Below are 16,778 nucleotides of genomic sequence, written 5' to 3' on the forward strand. Positions count from 1 at the left end.
GTATCGCATGACGACGCTTCTTCTGACGCATCCGGCCAGCCTCGACCATCTCACCCCACCCGGACATCCGGAACGGCCCGACCGGATCCGCGCGGTCGCCCAGGCGCTCGCGGAAGATCGCTTCGGCGCACTGGTGCGCGGCGAAGCGCCGGAAGGCAGTCTCGATCTGGTCACACTCTGTCACAATGAGCATTATGTCGAGGAGCTCCGCCATATCGCCCCCTCCAGCGGGCTGATTTACCTCGATGGCGACACCTCGATGTCGCCCGGCACCTGGGAGGCGGTGATGCGCGGCGTCGGCGGCGCGGTGGCCGCGACCGACGCCGTGATGTCGGGCACCCACGACAATGCGTTCGTCGCGATCCGCCCGCCCGGCCATCACGCCGAAATCCAGAAGCCGATGGGCTTCTGCTTTTTCGACAATGCCGCCATCGCGGCGCGTCACGCCCAACGCAAATACGGCATCGCCCGCGCCGCCGTGGTCGATTTCGATGTCCATCACGGCAACGGCACCCAGGATATTTTCTGGGCCGACCCGACCGTGATGTATTGCTCGACGCACCAGATGCCGCTGTTTCCCGGCACCGGCGCCAGCGGCGAGCGCGGCGAGCACGACAATATCGTCAACGCGCCGCTGGCCTCGGAGGATGGCGGCGCCAAATTCCGCGCCGCGTTCGAGAACGTGATCCTGCCGCAGCTGAGGAAATTCAGCCCCGAACTGATCATCGTCTCCGCCGGCTTCGACGCCCATCACCGCGATCCCCTGGCAACGCTCAATCTGCAGGCCGAGGATTTCGGCTGGGTCACGCGCCAACTGATGGATGTCGCCGATGCCAGCGCCGGCGGCCGAATTGTCTCGGTGCTCGAGGGCGGCTATGATCTGCAAGGCCTGAAAGAATCGGTCGCGGCCCATGTCACCGCCTTGATGGGCGCGTGAAGGCTCGTCACAAGAGGGCTCATCGCAAGAGGTCTCGTCACAAGAGGTCTTGCCAGAACAACTCCTGCCACAATATGCCCGCATAGATATCTTCGAATCGGCGCCGGCAATGGGCGCATCCGGAAACACAATATGGCCGAAAATACCCAGGCGGACGTCAAGAAGCTGAGCTTCGAGCGCGCGATCGAAGAACTTGAATCGATCGTCAAGCGGCTGGAGGACGGCAAGGTTCCGCTGGAGGAATCCGTCACCATCTACGAGCGGGGCGAAGCCCTGAAACGGCGATGCGAGGAACTGCTGCGGCAGGCGGAGGCCCGGGTCGACAAGATCACCACCGACGCCAACGGCCAAGTGACCGGCACCGAGCCGCTCGACGTGCAGTGACGCCGCTCCGTGACGGGAATGTAATTCCCTGAACTTCTCTGCGGCGATAGTTAATCGCGCAGAGGCTGCAGGCGGCCCGCTCGCCCGCTCGAAAAGGCGTCAAACCGTCGCCGATAGCCGCATCGACGCCGCCGATTCAGCCGAAGTGGCGTTCATGGACGCTGCCCGACGGGAGCAATCCCGGGTTCCATAACCTCAGCCCTCACCCGTCATGACCCCAGCGGGTTGGCTTTGGCCGCGGCTTTAGTGTAAAGCTTTGGCGGCTATGGGCTGATGAGGGCGATCCTCTGCCGGTTTTTGACGGCAGTAAGCACTTCAAATAGCTCACAAAATTCATTGGGAAGGGTAAAGCCGTCAAGGGTGATCTACATCACATTGAACGATCCGGAGCCCATCTAGACTGGTAAATCAGGCCTTGGCCTGCTCAGGTGGCATCCGGCGTCTGGGTTATCTCTGCGCGAAACCCGCGCAACCCATCTCACGTCGGGCGGTTTATCCCGACATGCAAAATTGGAATATCGCCGTGACCACATTCAGTAAAACGCCGCTTCTCGACACCATCCGCACCCCGGACGATCTGCGCCGGCTCAAGGTGGAACAAGTCCGGCAAGTCGCTGACGAGCTGCGTCAGGAAACCATCGACGCGGTCTCGGTCACGGGCGGCCATTTCGGCGCCGGCCTCGGCGTCGTCGAACTGACGACCGCCCTGCATTACGTATTCGACACCCCGCGCGATCGTTTGATCTGGGACGTCGGCCATCAGGCCTATCCGCACAAGATTCTGACCGGCCGGCGCGACCGCATTCGCACGCTGCGCACCGGTGGCGGGCTGTCCGGGTTCACCAAGCGGACCGAGAGCGACTACGATCCGTTCGGCGCCGCTCATTCCTCGACGTCGATCTCCGCGGCCCTCGGCATGGCGGTGGCCCGCGATCTCTCCGGCGGCAAGAATAATGTCATCGCCGTGATCGGCGACGGCGCGATGTCCGCCGGCATGGCCTATGAAGCCATGAACAATGCCGGCGCGATGAACTCCCGGCTGATCGTCATTCTCAACGACAACGACATGTCGATTGCGCCGCCGGTCGGCGCGATGTCGGCCTATCTGTCGCGGCTGTATTCGGGCAAGACCTATCGCTCGCTGCGCGACGCCGCAAAACAGATCAACAAGCGTCTGCCGAAAGTGCTGGCCGACCGCGCCAACCGCGTCGAGGAATATTCGCGCGGCTTCATGGTCGGCGGCGGCACGCTGTTCGAGGAGCTCGGCTTCTATTATGTCGGCCCGATCGACGGCCATAATCTCGACCATCTCCTGCCCGTGCTGAAGAACGTCCGCGACATGAAGGACGGCCCGATCCTGGTTCATGTCGTGACCCAAAAGGGCAAGGGCTATGGCCCGGCGGAAGCCTCCGCCGACAAGTACCACGCCGTGGTCAAGTTCGATGTCGCCACCGGCGCCCAGGCCAAGGCCAAGCCGAATGCGCCGTCCTATCAGAACGTGTTCGGCCAGAGCCTGGTCAAGGAAGCGCAGAAGGACGACAAGATCGTCGGCATTACCGCGGCGATGCCGTCGGGAACCGGGATCGACATCTTCGCCAAGGCCTTCCCCGACCGCACCTTCGACGTCGGCATCGCCGAACAGCATGCGGTGACCTTCGCGGCCGGTCTGGCGACCGAGGGCTACAAGCCGTTCTGCGCGATCTATTCCACCTTCCTGCAGCGCGGCTACGACCAGATCGTCCATGACGTGGCGATCCAGAGCCTGCCGGTACGCTTCGCGATCGATCGCGCCGGACTGGTCGGCGCCGACGGCGCGACCCATGCCGGCTCGTTCGACAATGCCTATCTCGGCTGCCTGCCGAACTTCGTCATCATGGCGGCGTCGGATGAGTCCGAACTGGTGCACATGGTGGCGACCCAGGTCGCGATCAACGATCGCCCGAGCGCGGTGCGTTATCCGCGCGGCGAAGGCCGCGGCATCGAGATGCCGGAAGTCGGCGTCGCGCTCGAGATCGGAAAGGGTCGCATTGTCCGCGAAGGCAGCAAGATCGCCTTGCTGTCGTTCGGGACCCGTCTGGCCGAATGCGAGAAGGCCGCCGACGAGCTGGCGGCGCATGGTCTGTCCACCACCATCGCCGACGCCCGCTTCATGAAGCCGCTCGACCTCGATTTGGTGCTGAAGCTGGCGCGCGAACACGAAGTTCTGCTGACCATCGAGGAAGGCTCGATCGGCGGGTTCGGCTCCCATGTCATGCAGACGCTGGCGGAGCACGGCATGCTCGACGGCGGATTGCGGATGCGCTCGATGGTATTGCCCGACGTGTTCCTCGATCACGACTCGCCGAACGCGATGTATGCCCGCGCCGGCCTCGACGCCAAAGGCATCGTCGCCAAGGTGTTCGAAGCCCTCGGCAAGGACTTCAAGGCCGAAACGGTAAAGCTGGCCTGAGCCGATCAAGCCCTCCCGGCGGCCATCGTCTGAACTGGCGCGGCCGCCCGTGACCAAACATGAAGATTTATCTGGCCGGCCCCGACGTTTTCCTGCCCGACGCCGTTGATATCGGGCGGCGCAAGGTCGAACTTTGCGCGCGCCACGGGCTCGTTGGACTATATCCGCTGGACAACAGCATCGACATCGCGGCGAAAGACGCTTCCGTGCGGATTTTTCGCGGCAACGAAACCATGATGATCGCGGCCGACGCCATTATCGCCAATCTCACGCCATTTCGCGGACCGGGCGCGGACGCCGGAACAGTCTACGAACTCGGCTACATGGCCGGACGCGGCAAGCTGTGTTTCGGTTATTCCAACGACGACTCCTCGTATGCCGATCGCGCGCGCGGATACACCACGGTGACCTCACGCGATGGACGCCTGATCGATGCCGACGGCCTGGCCGTCGAGGATTTCGGCCTGGCCGACAATCTGATGATGATTCATGCGCTCGATCTGTACGGCGGCGCGCTGGTGACGCCACCGCAGATGCCCGATGATATCTGGCACGATCTCACCGCGTTCGAAACCTGCGTGCGGATGGCCGCCAAGCGGCTTGCCGCCGCGCCCACGCCTGCATCGGATTGAACTTGGCCCGACAAAACAGCAGCACGCCCCCGCGCAAGCGCGCCGACCTGTTGCTGGTCGAGCGCGGCCTGTTCGAAAGCCGGGCACGGGCCCAGGCCGCGATCGAGGCCGGCCTCGTTACCGCCAACGACAAACAGGTGGTCAAGCCTTCCGAGGGCGTTGCCGCCGACGCCGTCCTGCAGGCGCAGCCGGCGCATCCCTTTGTGTCGCGCGGCGGCGTCAAGCTGACCGGGGCGCTGGAGCAATATCCGATCGATATTGAAGACCATGTCTGTCTCGACATCGGCGCCTCCACCGGCGGCTTCACCGAAGTCCTGCTGGCCAACGGCGCCAGCCTGGTTTTCGCCATCGATGTCGGGCACGGGCAACTGCATCCCTCGCTGCACGGCCATCCCAGGATCGTTTCCATGGAAGCGACCGATATTCGTACGCTCGAGGGCAAGCGGCTGCCGATGCGGCCTGATATCGTCGTCATCGACGTCAGTTTCATTTCACTGAAGGCGGTGCTGCCGGTGGCGTTGTCGCTGGCCGCGGCGCCCATGCATCTTTTGGCATTGATCAAACCGCAATTTGAAGCCGCGCGAAAACATTCCAAGCGCGGGATTATCCGCGACGCGGCGGTGCATCAGGAAATCTGCGACGACATCGCGGCATTCGTGTCGTCGCAGGGATGCACGGAGATCCGGATATTCCCGTCGTCGATCACCGGCGGCGACGGCAATATCGAATTCTTCGTCGGCGCGCGCCGTGGCTGAGCACCTCGTCATCGATCACGTCGGTCACCTCGGCGACGGCATCGCCTTTGCCGACGGACAGGCCGTGTATGTGCCCTACACGCTTGGCGGCGAGACCGTCGAGGTGGCACCGGTGCCGGGTCACCATCCCGACCGCCGGCGCCTGCTCGCGGTCGAGCGCGCCAGCCCGGAGCGGATCGCGCCCTTCTGCCAGCATTTTGGCACCTGCGGTGGCTGCGCGATCCAGCATTGGCAGAGCGAGCGCTACCGCGCATGGAAGCGCGAAGCGGTGATCGCGACACTGGCGCAGGCCGGGATCGCCTGTGAGGTGTATCCGCTGATCGATGCCCATGGCCTCGGCCGCCGGCGGATCACGCTTCACGCCCGGATGGGCACCCATGACGTGCTCAAGGTCGGCTTTGCCGCTGCCAATTCGCACGACATCATTCCGGTCGATCGCTGCCCGATTCTCGATCCCGGCCTCGGCGGCGCGCTTGATGCGGCATGGGCGATCGCCGAGCCGCTGATATCGATCGGAAAGCCGCTCGATATCCAGATAACGACTACCGACAATGGCCTCGATGTCGATGTGCGTGGCTCGGGGCCGCTGCCGGCAACCATGATCGCCACGCTGTCGCGGATCGCCGAGCAACGCGGCCTGGCGCGGCTGACGCGCCACGGCGAACTGGTGCTGATGCGCACACCGCCGACGATCGCGATCGGCGCAGCGCGCCTGACGCTGCCGCCGGGCTCGTTCCTGCAGGCTACCGTCGCCGGCGAAGAGACGCTGGCGGCGCTGGTCAGCGAGCATTGCCGGCGCGCCAAACATGTCGCCGATCTGTTCTGCGGGGTGGGACCGTTTGCGCTGCGACTGGCGGCGAAAGCGCGGATTTCGGCCTTCGACAGCGATGCCGGCGCGGTCACGGCGCTGCAGAAGGCGGCGACCTCGACCTCCGGACTGAAGCCGATCAAGGCCGAGGCGCGCGATCTGTTCCGGCGCCCCCTGATGCCGCAGGAGCTGCGCGACTACGACGCCGTCGTGTTCGATCCGCCGCGCCAGGGCGCGCAGGCGCAAGCCCAGCAGCTCGCGGCCAGCAAAATTCCCGTGGTGGTCGCGGTATCCTGCAACGTCGCGACCTTCGCCCGCGACGCCCGGATTCTGATCGATGGCGGTTATGAGATCGAAGGCGTGACGCCGGTCGACCAGTTCCGCTACACCCCGCATGTCGAATTGGTGGCGCGGTTCAAGCGGTGAAGTGGTCCCCGCGTTAGCGCAATTGCGCTAATTGCTGGAGGAGGCGCCAATGCGGCAACAACTAATTCAAACCCGCACGACGGAACCCTTCCAAATAATGTTCGCGATCAGCGTCGTATCGGATCGGCATATGGCTGGCGAGCCAGTCAAGGGAAATATTAGGCTGCGCCCGTTCAAGCTCGAGCAATGCGGCTTTGGCCAAATCGTCGCGGCCCGCCATGCCGGCGGCGGCAGTCAATACCCGATGACCACCGACGAAGTCGCCGCGTTGGCGAATGCCCTCGGTTGCGAGGCGTATCGCCTCGTCATAATTGCGCCCGACAAAGTTCGAATAGGCGGCGATGCCGCAAAAAATTGCCGCGAAGGGATCGCGAGGGCTCAGTCGCAACGCCCGTTGCGCCGCCACGCAGGCCTCTTGCCAGCGACCGCAGTACGACAGGGTCAGGCCGTAGTAACCCTGAGCCAGCGAAAAATTGGGATTGAGACTTAACGCCGACTCGAACGCGCCCAGCGAATCTTCGAAGCGCCGCTTGAACAACAACGCGCTGCCAAGTGCGAGATGCGCCCAGGGATCCTCGCTGTCGGCCTGGATCGACGCCAGCGCAGCGCTCTCGGCGATCGGCCCAACAGTTGCAATATCCGCCCATCCCATGTGGGCACTGAAAGTATGGCTGGTGGCGAGCACGCCAAGCGCCTGACCGTAGTTCGGATCGATCGCGATCGCCTTCTCCAGCAGCGCTTGGGCGACAACATTATCCTGTCGTGTCACCCGCCAATAATGCGACAACGCGCGCATCACCAGATCCCACGCATCCATGCTATCAGGCGGCTTACGCTGGGCACGAAAATTCTCCGCGGCATAGAGTTGCGGTTCGATCGCAGCGACAATGGCCTCGGTAATTTCATCCTGTACCGCGAACACGTCCGCGATGCTGCGGTCGTACTTTTCCGCCCAGAGATGACTGCCGGTTGCGACATCATTGAGCTGCGCCGTAATGCGCACGCGGTCGCCGCCCTTGCGGACGCTGCCCTCGACGACGTAGCCGACGCCGAGTTCCTCGGCGACCTGCTTCAGGTGAACGGCCTTGCCCTTGTAGGTAAACGACGAGTTGCGCGCGATCACGAAGAACCAGCGCAGCTTCGACAGCGCGGTGATAATATCCTCGCTGATGCCGTCGGAAAAATACTCCTGTTCGGGATCGCCACTCATGTTGGTGAAAGGAAGCACCGCGATGGCGGGCCGATCGGGCAGCGGCATCGCCGGGCGCGGCGGCTCGTGGATTTCATCCGGATTTGCCGCGGCGTGAGTCGGCTCGGCGCCGTATGACCTGGTATCGACAATACCGACGAAACGCACGCCCTTGCGGGCAACGGTGCGTATCAATTTCTGGTCTTCGCCGCTGTCGCCGAGTGCCCTGCGCGCGGCGTTGATACGGCTGGTCAGCGTCGACTCCGACACCACGCGCCCGCCCCAGACCGAAGCGAACAGGTCATCCTTGCTGACGACACGATCGCGGTTCTGCAAGAGATAGATCAAGAGGTCAAACACCTGCGGCTCGACCGCGATGCGCTCCGAACCCCGATGCAACTCCCGTCGTTCGGTATCAAGCCTATGATTATCAAAGATAAATTGCAACGGCGATGCTCCCAACCCGAGCGGTCTCAAGAAATAATCAAGCTCGTCTCAAGCAAAAATCAGGCTCCGGGCAAAGCCTTTTGATCTCACGTCCCTGCATCTTCGTGGCTTCAGACGCAGTCCAACCGGGGAGAGAGATCATGACCCAAATCCAGGCTATAGGCGAGGAAACGAAGGGCGGTCCAGTCGGCAGGTTCCTGGCCTTCGTCTACGGATTTGCATCCTACGCCATATTCTTCGTGACATTCCTCTACGCCATCGGCTTCGTATCGGGCCTGATGGTGCCCAAGACCATCGACTCCGGCGCGGTCGGGCCGATGCCGGAGGCGATCATCGTCGATCTTGTCCTGATGTCGGTTTTCGCCGTTCAGCACAGCGTCATGGCGCGCAGGCAATTCAAGCAATGGTGGACCCGATTGGTGCCGAAGCCGGTCGAGCGCAGCACCTACGTGTTGTTCTCCAGCCTCGCGCTTGTCCTGTTGTTCTGGCAGTGGCGTCCGATCCCTGCCGTGGTTTGGGAAATCTCCAATCCGGTGATCGCCATGGCTATCCTGGGCCTGTCATTGATCGGCTGGCTGATCGTATTGACGAGCACGTTCCTGATCAACCACTTCGAATTGTTCGGGCTGCATCAGGTCGCCAGCAACCTGACCGGCCATTCGATGCCGGAACCGCGTTTCCGCACCCCGCTTTACTACAAGTTCGTGCGTCACCCGATCTACCTTGGTTTCATCATCGCATTCTGGGCCGCTGCTGTCATGACGACCGGGCATCTGCTGTTCGCGGCGGTGACCACGGCCTACATCTTCGTCGGAATCTTCCTGGAAGAACGCGATCTGGTCGATCTCTTCGGCGACGACTATCGCCACTACAAAGACCGTGTCTCGATGCTGCTGCCCTGGCGCAAGTCGACTTGATTGATGAATGCCGGCGGAAAGCGCCATTCACGATGACAGACGAAGCGCAGGGCCGCATCGATGACGATGAATACGAATCCGGCTCTGCGGTCGTGCTGCCGCCTGGATCATGCAGCGACGGCGTGGCGGCTGCGGCCGCAGGGCTCATGCCTGCGAGTAGAGCGTTACCGACCGAAAGGCGCGCCGCCCAGACATCATTTCTCAGTTTACCCCAATAGCAGACATCCGCCGAACTGGGGCGAAGGTCCGAAAAGTGTCAAGGCCGGCGACTGCTCGGTAGCGTTCGCTAATGCGACGCCTGCCTTGAGATAGCAGTGGTCACTGTGAGGATTTCGACACCTCGCTCCAGAGAGGAGCGAGAAGCGCTGCGCGACGCCCCACCAGAAGCTCAATCTCGTTGAGCGATAGCCGTGGGCGCAAGCGTCGCGCTTCGCGTAGCGCCACAACTGCCTCTTCCTTCCTGCCAAGACCTGCCGCTGTGAGCGCCAGAACGACACGAGCGACATAGAACTGGGGATCCCGACGGCAGGCTGCCCGGACTTCCTCGTGAGCCTCCGTTAGCCGACGATGCCTCGCCAAAGCCAGCGCATAGAAAGTTCCCCAGAATCCCAACCGATGATCGCGTGGGCTAAGCCGCATCCCGTGCTGCAGTTTCTCCAGTCCCGTAGCAAACATCTTCTCGAAAAAGCAGAGCGAAGTCCCCAGCGCGACCCATGCCTGTGCATTGCTCGGATCGTTCTCGATCGCTCGCTCCAATATCTCGGTGCCTCTTTGCACATCGCCGAGCTCCGCCAAGGCACAGCCGGCATAACCCAGGACCTCGGAGGCATCGTGGTCGATTGCCACCGCGCGTTCGGCTTCCGTGCGCGCTTCCGTCACAGCCGCAGCGCCGTCTGCGACGAGGCCAAGCCGTGCGCCCAACGACAAAAAAAGTGCAAGCTGGGCGCGGGCGAGTGCAAAGTCAGGATCCAAAGTCGTTGCTTGCCGCAACAGTGCGGTAGCCTGTGTCAGCGTTTCTTCGCTCCAACCTTTGAGGCTGATCAGCCCGGCTCCCTGACGGAAGCACGACCAGGCGTTCGGGTTGGCGTCGCGCCGACGCCGGATCAAGGCAACTTCGGCACGAACGAGTTCCGGTTCGATCCGGCTCGCGATCGCGCGCACGATTTGATCCTGCAGTTCGAGGACATCCTCGGCTTGGCCGTCAAACCGGTCGGCCCAGAGCTGTGCCCCGGTCGTCGCGTCGATCAGCTGCGTGCCAACGCGAAGCTGCTGGCCGACAGGCCTCAGACTGCCCTCGATGATATAGCGGACCCCAAGCTCACGCCCGATCTGGCGGCTATCGACCGAGCGCCCCTGGTAAGCAAAGGCGGATTGCCGGGCGATTACGATGAAGCCGGGAATCCGAGCTAACATCGTGATCAAATCCTCGCTCAATGCCTCCGTCAGAAATCTGAACCCGCGCTCCTCGGAAAAACAGGTGAAAGGCAGCACGGCAATGGAGGGTTTATCAGTGATGGCGAGAGGCTGGACAGTCTCGACCGACGATTTTGTCGGCGCCGCCGAAGATGCGTTCGCATTAATTTGGCAACGCCACGCACGCATCGGCTCAGTAATGTTCTTCAAGGCCTGCGGTCCAATATCATCGAAAACGATATCGACCTTGCCGCGAATTTGCCGCTGCGCGTCGTCGGAGATGCAAACGCCTCCGGGTTCCGCGATCCCTTCGAGTCGCGCGGCGATGTTAACGCCATCGCCAAATATGTCGTTGTCGTCGAAAATGATGTCGCCGACGTGAATGCCAATCCGGAGTTCGATCCGTTCGTTCTGCGGCACAAACGCATTCTGCTCGGCCATGACACGCTGGACTTCAACGGCACCGCGTACCGCATCCACGGCACTGGCAAACTCGATCAGCATGCCGTCGCCTGTGGTCTTGACGATCCGGCCGCGGTGGGAGGCGATCGTGGGGTCGACGAGGGCCTTTCTGACCGCTTTGAGCCGAGCCAGCGTACCTTCCTCGTCGAACCCCATGAGGCGGCTGTACCCGGCGACATCCATCGCCAGTACCGCTGCCAGTCGTCGTTCCATGCGCTCGCCAGTCATGGAATGTCCCAAGATTGCCAGTTCCTGCCCCATGCATCAAAGCATATCGGGCCGCCGCCGGACTAGGGCCGACTTCCGGTTCGGTTCAAAATGCGACCTCGGCGCATGATCTTGGCGTGGCCGCTCCCATCCCAAAACCAGACATCGCTGCCGACCGAAGAAAGAGGCTTGGCCTCACGGCTCGGATTACTGAAGAGATCGGACCACCCTCAGCGTCCCCAGCGGTCCTGCCAGATCTTCTCGCCGATCAGGCAGGACACCCGCGGCTCCTTCTCGACGGTTTTCTCGGCTACCGGGACGACCGGGCGTTCGGGGGTGCGGCCGGCGACCTCGAGCAGCAGCTTGGTGCGGATCGCTTCCTTGAATTTTTCGCGATCCTTGATCGAGACCACGAAGGAGCCCGGGCCCCCGATCACGCAGTCCTCGTAGTAAAAATCGAGGTTCTCGATATCCATGGTCGAATAGGACGGCTCCTTCACCATGATCGGGAGGCCGTTGATGGTGATCCCCTTTGACAACGCGATGTCGCGCGCGCCGGTCACGGGCGAGCCGTTGTTGTTGGGACCGTCGCCGGAGATATCGATGACACGCCGCATCCCGCGATACGGATTCTCGTCGAACAGCGGCATCGCGAAATAGATCGCGCCCGAGATCGAGGTGCGGGAGGCCCGGCGGATCGGCGTCTTCATGATTTCCTCGGCGACCGCGTCCGCGGTTTCCGGACCATCGATCACCCGCCAGGGAATGATGATCTTCTGATCGTTCGATGCCGCCCATTCGAAATAGGTCACCGAAATCTTGCCGTTCGGAAGCGACTTCAGCGCCTGCAGGAATTCCTTCGAGACGATCGCCTGCGCGTAACCCTCGCGCTGGATCGCGAGTTCATCCATGTCCATCGAATAGGAGACGTCGACGGCGAGAACGAGTTCGACATCGACGGACGGCGTCGCGTCCTTGCCGGCCAATGGATGGCCCAGCTGAGTTCGCGGGTTCGGAGCCGCCATGCCCGCGACAACACCTGCGGAGATCGCTGCCGCGACAAGCACCGCTCCGATCGAGACATACCAGCGCATCGCGGCCCTCCCGTCGTATGACCGGATGTTGACACGCAAAGCGGCCTGCGAAAAGCGGGAACATGATTTGGCGTTCACATTCAGGTTAGAGGCAGAACCGCAGGTTAGAGGCTGAACTGGAGGCCCGCCGCAGGGTCGCCTCAATTTTGCGGCGACGGCTTCTCATGCAATACAGCGCATCTCAACAAAGGGGGCGTCATGGTTCGGATTGGCATCGTGTGCTGCGTATGGCTGCTTGGCGTCTTTAACGGCGCCATGGCTGAAACTCCGGCCGAGCGTGGCGATTATCTGGTCAATACCATCATGGCCTGCGGCAATTGCCACTCGCCGCGCGATGCGAGCGGTAAAACGATCGCCGAGAAGGCGTTTTCCGGCGGCCTGACCTTCAACACGCCGGCCTTCGTCGCCACCGCGCCGAACATCACGCCCGACATTGAGACCGGTATCGGAAGCTGGAGCGACGCCGAGATCGAGCGCGCGCTGGTCGAGGGCATGCGCCCGGACCACGGCGACTTCGCCGGCGTGCCGCTGGCGGCGATCATGCCGGCTAATTTCTACAAGGCGCTGCTGCCGGACGATCTCGACGCCGTCGTCGCCTACCTGCGCACCATCAAGCCGGTCCGCAACGAAGTCACCGCCCCCGTGTACAAGGCCCCGGTGCATCGCGATCCCTACCCCGCCGCCGAGACCGGTTTCAGCAAAACCATGTTCGCCGATCCGGTCGGGCGCGGCGCCTATCTGGTCACCATCGGCCATTGCATGGAGTGCCACACCGCATGGTCACGCGGCGTGTCGGATTTCAAGACCGGCCTCGGCCGCGGCGGCAGGGTGTTCCCGGCGCCGGATGGAACGCCGGGCGCTACCGCCGCCAACATCACGTCAGATTCGACGAGCGGCATCGGCGCCTGGAGCGATGCCGAAATTGGCCGCGCCGTCGCCCATGGCGTGGCCCGTGACGGGCACGCGCTGAGGCCGCCAATGGCGTACACCTATTATGCGGCGCTGAAGCCATCCGACCTGGCTGACATCATCGCCTATCTGCGCACCGTGCCGCCGCTGCAATGAAGCCATCGCAAAACAGCTGGTTCCACGCCGGGCCCGGACGCTGTATTCTGTTTTGGCTCATGACGAAACGTCAGGAGGTGCCACCGGAATGATCGACGCCGTCACCAAGCCGCGAACCAAGGTTCGGACCAAGACAGAGCGGCCGCGCCTGCACAAGGTCATCCTCGTCAACGACGACTTCACGCCCCGCGAATTCGTCGTCACCGTCCTGAAGGCGGAATTCCGCATGACCGAGGACCAGGCCCACAAGGTCATGATCACGGCGCACCAGCGCGGCGTCTGCGTGGTTGCGGTCTTCACCAAGGACGTGGCCGAGACCAAGGCGACACGCGCCACCGACGCCGGCCGGGCCAAGGGTTACCCGCTGCTGTTCACCACCGAGCCGGAAGAATAGCGCATGCCGCGACGTGTCTCACGCCGGGACCAGCGTCTCGTCCAGCAATCCGTAGACGCGCGCGGCCTTTGAGAATCCGGCAATCGGAAACTCGCCCAGATCGCTCCAGTCGTCATCGCAGGCGCGGACGAAGGCCGCCGACGCCACCACGGTGCGATGAAGCCGGCCGGCGATTTTTTCCAGCCGTGCCGCCAGATTGACCGCGGGCCCGATGCAGGTGAAGTCGAGCCGGTTGCCGCCGCCGATATTGCCGTACAGGATTTTTCCGAGATGCAGCGCGACCCCGAAGCGAAAGCGCTCAATGGTCTCGCCGACCGCGAAATGCATGGCTTCGACATTGGCGCGGGACTCGCGGGCGGCTTGCAGCACGTTGGCGCAGACATCCTCGGTATCGCCGGGCTGCTCCGCGATCGGGAATACCGCCAGCAATCCGTCCCCCATGAATTTCAGGACTTCGCCGCCATGGGTCCTGATCGCAGATACCTGGCAGTCGAAATAGAGGTTGAGGATATCGACCACGGTCTCGGCCGGCAGCCGGTCCGACAGCGCGGTAAAGCCGCGCAAATCCGACAACCAGATCGCCGCATGCATGATTTCGGCGTGGCCGCGCCTGATCTGGCCGCCCAGAATACGCTCGCCGGCGCGGCTGCCGACATAGGTGTCGAGCAGGACGCTCGCCGTGCGGTGCAAGCGGGTGATCTCGATCAGCCGGGCCATCGGCGGGATCAGCGAGCGAAGCGCAGTCAACTGGTCATCGGTGAACCCGCCCGGCTGCTTGGTGGTCCAGCTCGACGCGTGGACGAAGCCGTCGCTCTGCACCAGCGGCAGCGCGATATAATCGGTGACCCCTTCCGCGCGCATGTCGTCAAAGAACGGGAAACGCTTGCTTTCGGGGGCGTCGATCAGCGACCTGACCTCCCGCCCCTCCGCGAATACGATCGCCAGCGGGCTGTTGAGATATTCAGGCGAATCCAGCATCTCGAAATTCACGGTGCCCATGACGACCTCGGCGCCCGGCCGCCAGATGAAATTACGGCCGACGATATCGGGATGCAGGGTCCGGACGAACACGCCGACGCGCCAGAGCGGCAAGCCGGCCGCAACCAGACGCTCGCACATCTGCGACATCATCTGGCCTGATCCGGGCGCCGAGCGGGCGCCATCGATCAGCCAGTCCTTCAGTTTCTGCAGGTCGGATGCGTTCATAGCGGGCTTATTTGCAGCGCATGCGCCGGAAACGTCAAGATGCGTTGCGGCAGATGCTCAACGGAGGCTCGACAAAACAGAACGTGGCTGCAACACTGCGGTCATAATAGAAAAACGGAGGAAACCATGAATATCGATCGTCGCCAGCTGGCCTTGCCGGTGCTTGCCATCGGACTATTGGGAGTGGTCCCCGCCTTCGCGGGCGCGGACGAAGACGCCGTCGCCAAGAACGTCGAGGCCTTCCGCGCGGCCCAGGCCGCCGCCGATGCCAAGACACTGGAAGGGCTTTGCGCGGCGGAGCTCAGCTACAGCCATTCCGACGGAAGGGTCGAGGACAAGGCGACCTTTGTCGCCAATGCCACCGACGGAAAATCCAAGGTGTTGTCGCTGGCCTACCAGGACGTCAGCATTCGCGTGGTCGGTCCCGCCGCGATCGTGCGGTTTCACTGGATCGGCGAAAGTCAGGCCGTCGCCGATGGCAAGAAGAGCTCGACCAATCTGCACATCCTGATGAACTGGCAAAAGCAGGGCGCCGACTGGAAACTCCTGTCCCGCGCCTCAACCAAGCTTTGATGCGGTCCCGTGCAAGGGTGGGTTAGCCGTAACCCACCCTCTCGGCGCGGCAACGTGGATTACGGTGACGCTAATCCGCCCTGCTGACTGGCATCGACAATCTCCGGATTGCCGGTTGCTCGCCTCGCGCGCAAGATGAAAATCATCACTTGCAACAACGTACCATAAATGATACATCTCTAATTGCAGAGACGGTATTGAAACGACTCCCCCGCCTTTTTTTACGCGTTGCCGTCCGGCCGCGAGCCTGTGCGCGAATGGCTCAAGGGCCTTCCGGACGACGACCGCAAGATCGTCGGCGAAGACATCAAGGATGTCGAGTTTGCCTGGCCGATTGGCATGCCGTTGTGCCGTCCGTTAAGTCGGGGATTGTGGGAAGTGCGCAGCACGCTGACACAAGGCCGTATCGCACGCGTCCTCTTTTGCGAGCATGAAAGCAAGATGGTGCTGCTCCACGCCTTCATCAAGAAAACGCAGAAGACGCCGGACGCCGATTTGGAACTGGCCACAAAACGAAAGAAGGACGTCACATGAAGAAGGCCGCAAAGAAGAAAGCAGGCACCATCGGGTCGTCCTTCGATAGCTTCCTCCAACAAGATGGAATTTATGAGGAGGTGACGGCGCGCGCCATCAAACGCGTCCTGGCCCGGCAACTCGACGACCTGATGAAACGCGAAGAAATCTCGAAGACAGAGCTTGCCAGCCGCATGCACACCAGCCGCGCGCAGCTTGACCGACTGCTTGATCCCGACAATGAATCCGTCACCCTCGGAACGCTCGCGCGCGCTGCTAAGGCTGTCGGCCGGAATTTGCGGGTGGAGTTGGTGTGAACCGTCGGCCTCGAAGCATGGACTGGGGGCCCATCCGGGCCACGCCTCTTGACTCTTTCACCCCACCACAAATTCAATAATTGCTTTAACCTCTGCAAGGGTGGTGTTGAACCATTCACGGCCTGGCGCATCCTCTCTGTGTTTACCCCTGGCCTTCAGAACATTATGGATAGCCAGTTCAGTCGGGCCGACTCGCTTTACAGGCCATGTTCCCAACAGTTTTGGCTGCTCGAAGGTGGCCGATCCCTTGCACCGCTCGGCAATACGAGACTCCACATCGCCCGCGGTTTTCCCGACCTTGATCGGGTAAACGCCGTCTTTGATGATGGAAGGAAACGAAAAAGCGTAGATATATCCTCCAAAGTCTTCTGCTGCTTCGTCTCCAGCCTCTATGGCCGCGTCTGCCAAATCATCATCAGATACATCGACTTCCGTCTGATTGCGGAAGTATCCATTTCCAAGATTGATGAAGACGCCAAGTTCCTTAGCCAGAAATGGCACATAAAAGCGGATAACCTGCCCCATCGTTTCCTCGGTGTCTGACCGCGCCTTTTTTAAGCGGATCGACTGCCGCTCTGGCGTCAGATGCC

17 protein-coding genes are annotated in these 16,778 nt (G+C 62.2%); 12 read left to right on the top strand and 5 right to left on the bottom strand.

Annotated features, from left to right (window positions below; all coding sequences use genetic code 11):
* The first annotated feature begins 7 nt into the window (after nt 1-7).
* From ABR948_RS08860 to ABR948_RS08885, 6 genes are all read left to right on the top strand, one after another.
* Nucleotides 8-937: a histone deacetylase family protein gene (locus ABR948_RS08860; RefSeq protein ID WP_428116006.1), complete on the top strand. Its 930-nt coding sequence runs from the start codon at nt 8-10 to the stop codon at nt 935-937.
* Nucleotides 938-1,069: 132 nt separating this feature from the next.
* Complete coding sequence (locus ABR948_RS08865; protein ID WP_212419723.1) at nt 1,070-1,321, top strand: exodeoxyribonuclease VII small subunit; 252 nt, start codon at nt 1,070-1,072, stop codon at nt 1,319-1,321.
* 502 nt (nt 1,322-1,823) lie between these two features.
* Nucleotides 1,824-3,770 carry a 1-deoxy-D-xylulose-5-phosphate synthase gene (dxs, locus tag ABR948_RS08870; protein WP_428116010.1) on the top strand — a complete coding sequence of 649 codons (1,947 nt, stop codon included), beginning with the start codon at nt 1,824-1,826 and terminating at the stop codon, nt 3,768-3,770.
* Nucleotides 3,771-3,829: 59 nt separating this feature from the next.
* The gene (locus ABR948_RS08875; protein ID WP_428116013.1) at nt 3,830-4,402 is read left to right on the top strand and encodes a nucleoside 2-deoxyribosyltransferase; all 573 of its coding nucleotides are present in this window, start codon (nt 3,830-3,832) and stop codon (nt 4,400-4,402) included.
* A 2-nt stretch (nt 4,403-4,404) separates the two neighbouring features.
* Nucleotides 4,405-5,157 (top strand): TlyA family RNA methyltransferase, encoded by a 753-nt coding sequence (locus ABR948_RS08880; protein WP_428116016.1) that lies wholly within the window; start codon nt 4,405-4,407, stop codon nt 5,155-5,157.
* A complete protein-coding gene (locus tag ABR948_RS08885) occupies nt 5,150-6,391 on the top strand; it encodes a class I SAM-dependent RNA methyltransferase (protein WP_428116019.1) in 1,242 nt (413 codons plus the stop codon). The genes ABR948_RS08880 and ABR948_RS08885 overlap by 8 nt, the downstream gene beginning before the upstream one ends.
* 61 nt (nt 6,392-6,452) lie before the next feature.
* On the opposite strand, the gene ABR948_RS08890 is transcribed toward ABR948_RS08885, so the two are convergent.
* Complete coding sequence (locus ABR948_RS08890; RefSeq protein WP_428116022.1) at nt 6,453-8,027, bottom strand: winged helix-turn-helix domain-containing protein; 1,575 nt, start codon at nt 8,025-8,027, stop codon at nt 6,453-6,455.
* Nucleotides 8,028-8,167: 140 nt separating this feature from the next.
* Here ABR948_RS08890 and mddA point away from each other — a divergent pair, with 140 nt between their 5' ends.
* A complete protein-coding gene (mddA, locus tag ABR948_RS08895) occupies nt 8,168-8,944 on the top strand; it encodes a methanethiol S-methyltransferase (RefSeq protein ID WP_428116025.1) in 777 nt (258 codons plus the stop codon).
* A 318-nt stretch (nt 8,945-9,262) separates the two neighbouring features.
* On the opposite strand, the gene ABR948_RS08900 is transcribed toward mddA, so the two are convergent.
* On the bottom strand, nt 9,263-11,047 hold the full coding sequence (locus ABR948_RS08900; RefSeq protein ID WP_428116028.1) for an adenylate/guanylate cyclase domain-containing protein: 1,785 nt from the start codon (nt 11,045-11,047) through the stop codon (nt 9,263-9,265).
* A gap of 209 nt (nt 11,048-11,256) precedes the next feature.
* On the bottom strand, nt 11,257-12,120 hold the full coding sequence (locus tag ABR948_RS08905) for a DUF1194 domain-containing protein (RefSeq protein ID WP_428116031.1): 864 nt from the start codon (nt 12,118-12,120) through the stop codon (nt 11,257-11,259).
* A gap of 198 nt (nt 12,121-12,318) precedes the next feature.
* On the opposite strand from ABR948_RS08905, the gene ABR948_RS08910 reads away from it, so the two are divergent.
* Nucleotides 12,319-13,185 carry a c-type cytochrome gene (locus ABR948_RS08910; RefSeq protein WP_428116034.1) on the top strand — a complete coding sequence of 289 codons (867 nt, stop codon included), beginning with the start codon at nt 12,319-12,321 and terminating at the stop codon, nt 13,183-13,185.
* Nucleotides 13,186-13,273: 88 nt separating this feature from the next.
* On the top strand, nt 13,274-13,579 hold the full coding sequence (gene clpS, locus ABR948_RS08915) for an ATP-dependent Clp protease adapter ClpS (protein ID WP_428116037.1): 306 nt from the start codon (nt 13,274-13,276) through the stop codon (nt 13,577-13,579).
* An 18-nt stretch (nt 13,580-13,597) separates the two neighbouring features.
* Here the strand turns inward: clpS and ABR948_RS08920 are convergent, their stop codons facing one another.
* The gene (locus ABR948_RS08920; RefSeq protein WP_428116040.1) at nt 13,598-14,785 is read right to left on the bottom strand and encodes an adenylate/guanylate cyclase domain-containing protein; all 1,188 of its coding nucleotides are present in this window, start codon (nt 14,783-14,785) and stop codon (nt 13,598-13,600) included.
* 126 nt (nt 14,786-14,911) lie between these two features.
* Between ABR948_RS08920 and ABR948_RS08925 the strand changes: the two genes are divergently transcribed.
* From ABR948_RS08925 to ABR948_RS08935, 3 genes are all read left to right on the top strand, one after another.
* Nucleotides 14,912-15,358, top strand: coding sequence for a nuclear transport factor 2 family protein (locus ABR948_RS08925; RefSeq protein ID WP_428116043.1), 447 nt, complete (start codon nt 14,912-14,914; stop codon nt 15,356-15,358).
* Nucleotides 15,359-15,607: 249 nt separating this feature from the next.
* Nucleotides 15,608-15,892: a type II toxin-antitoxin system RelE/ParE family toxin gene (locus tag ABR948_RS08930; protein ID WP_428116046.1), complete on the top strand. Its 285-nt coding sequence runs from the start codon at nt 15,608-15,610 to the stop codon at nt 15,890-15,892.
* The gene (locus ABR948_RS08935; protein ID WP_428116049.1) at nt 15,889-16,188 is read left to right on the top strand and encodes a helix-turn-helix domain-containing protein; all 300 of its coding nucleotides are present in this window, start codon (nt 15,889-15,891) and stop codon (nt 16,186-16,188) included. Before ABR948_RS08930 ends, ABR948_RS08935 begins: the two co-directional genes overlap by 4 nt.
* A 57-nt stretch (nt 16,189-16,245) precedes the next feature.
* Here the strand turns inward: ABR948_RS08935 and ABR948_RS08940 are convergent.
* A partial coding sequence (locus ABR948_RS08940) for a GIY-YIG nuclease family protein (RefSeq protein ID WP_428116052.1) occupies nt 16,246-16,778 on the bottom strand: 533 nt, incomplete at its 5' end.

This window comes from Bradyrhizobium sp., from assembly GCF_050014615.1.
Taxonomy (GTDB): Bacteria; Pseudomonadota; Alphaproteobacteria; order Rhizobiales; family Xanthobacteraceae; genus Bradyrhizobium.

Bases quoted from the DNA above. Each gene is read 5' to 3' on its own strand.
- ABR948_RS08860 (WP_428116006.1), top strand. From the start codon at position 8: ATGACGACGCTTCTTCTGACGCATCCGGCCAGCCTCGACCATCTCACC.
- ABR948_RS08865 (WP_212419723.1), top strand. From the start codon at position 1,070: ATGGCCGAAAATACCCAGGCGGACGTCAAGAAGCTGAGCTTCGAGCGC.
- dxs (WP_428116010.1), top strand. From the start codon at position 1,824: ATGCAAAATTGGAATATCGCCGTGACCACATTCAGTAAAACGCCGCTT.
- ABR948_RS08875 (WP_428116013.1), top strand. From the start codon at position 3,830: ATGAAGATTTATCTGGCCGGCCCCGACGTTTTCCTGCCCGACGCCGTT.
- mddA (WP_428116025.1), top strand. From the start codon at position 8,168: ATGACCCAAATCCAGGCTATAGGCGAGGAAACGAAGGGCGGTCCAGTC.
- ABR948_RS08900 (WP_428116028.1), bottom strand. From the start codon at position 11,047: ATGACTGGCGAGCGCATGGAACGACGACTGGCAGCGGTACTGGCGATG.
- ABR948_RS08905 (WP_428116031.1), bottom strand. From the start codon at position 12,120: ATGCGCTGGTATGTCTCGATCGGAGCGGTGCTTGTCGCGGCAGCGATC.
- ABR948_RS08910 (WP_428116034.1), top strand. From the start codon at position 12,319: ATGGTTCGGATTGGCATCGTGTGCTGCGTATGGCTGCTTGGCGTCTTT.
- clpS (WP_428116037.1), top strand. From the start codon at position 13,274: ATGATCGACGCCGTCACCAAGCCGCGAACCAAGGTTCGGACCAAGACA.
- ABR948_RS08920 (WP_428116040.1), bottom strand. From the start codon at position 14,785: ATGAACGCATCCGACCTGCAGAAACTGAAGGACTGGCTGATCGATGGC.
- ABR948_RS08925 (WP_428116043.1), top strand. From the start codon at position 14,912: ATGAATATCGATCGTCGCCAGCTGGCCTTGCCGGTGCTTGCCATCGGA.
- ABR948_RS08935 (WP_428116049.1), top strand. From the start codon at position 15,889: ATGAAGAAGGCCGCAAAGAAGAAAGCAGGCACCATCGGGTCGTCCTTC.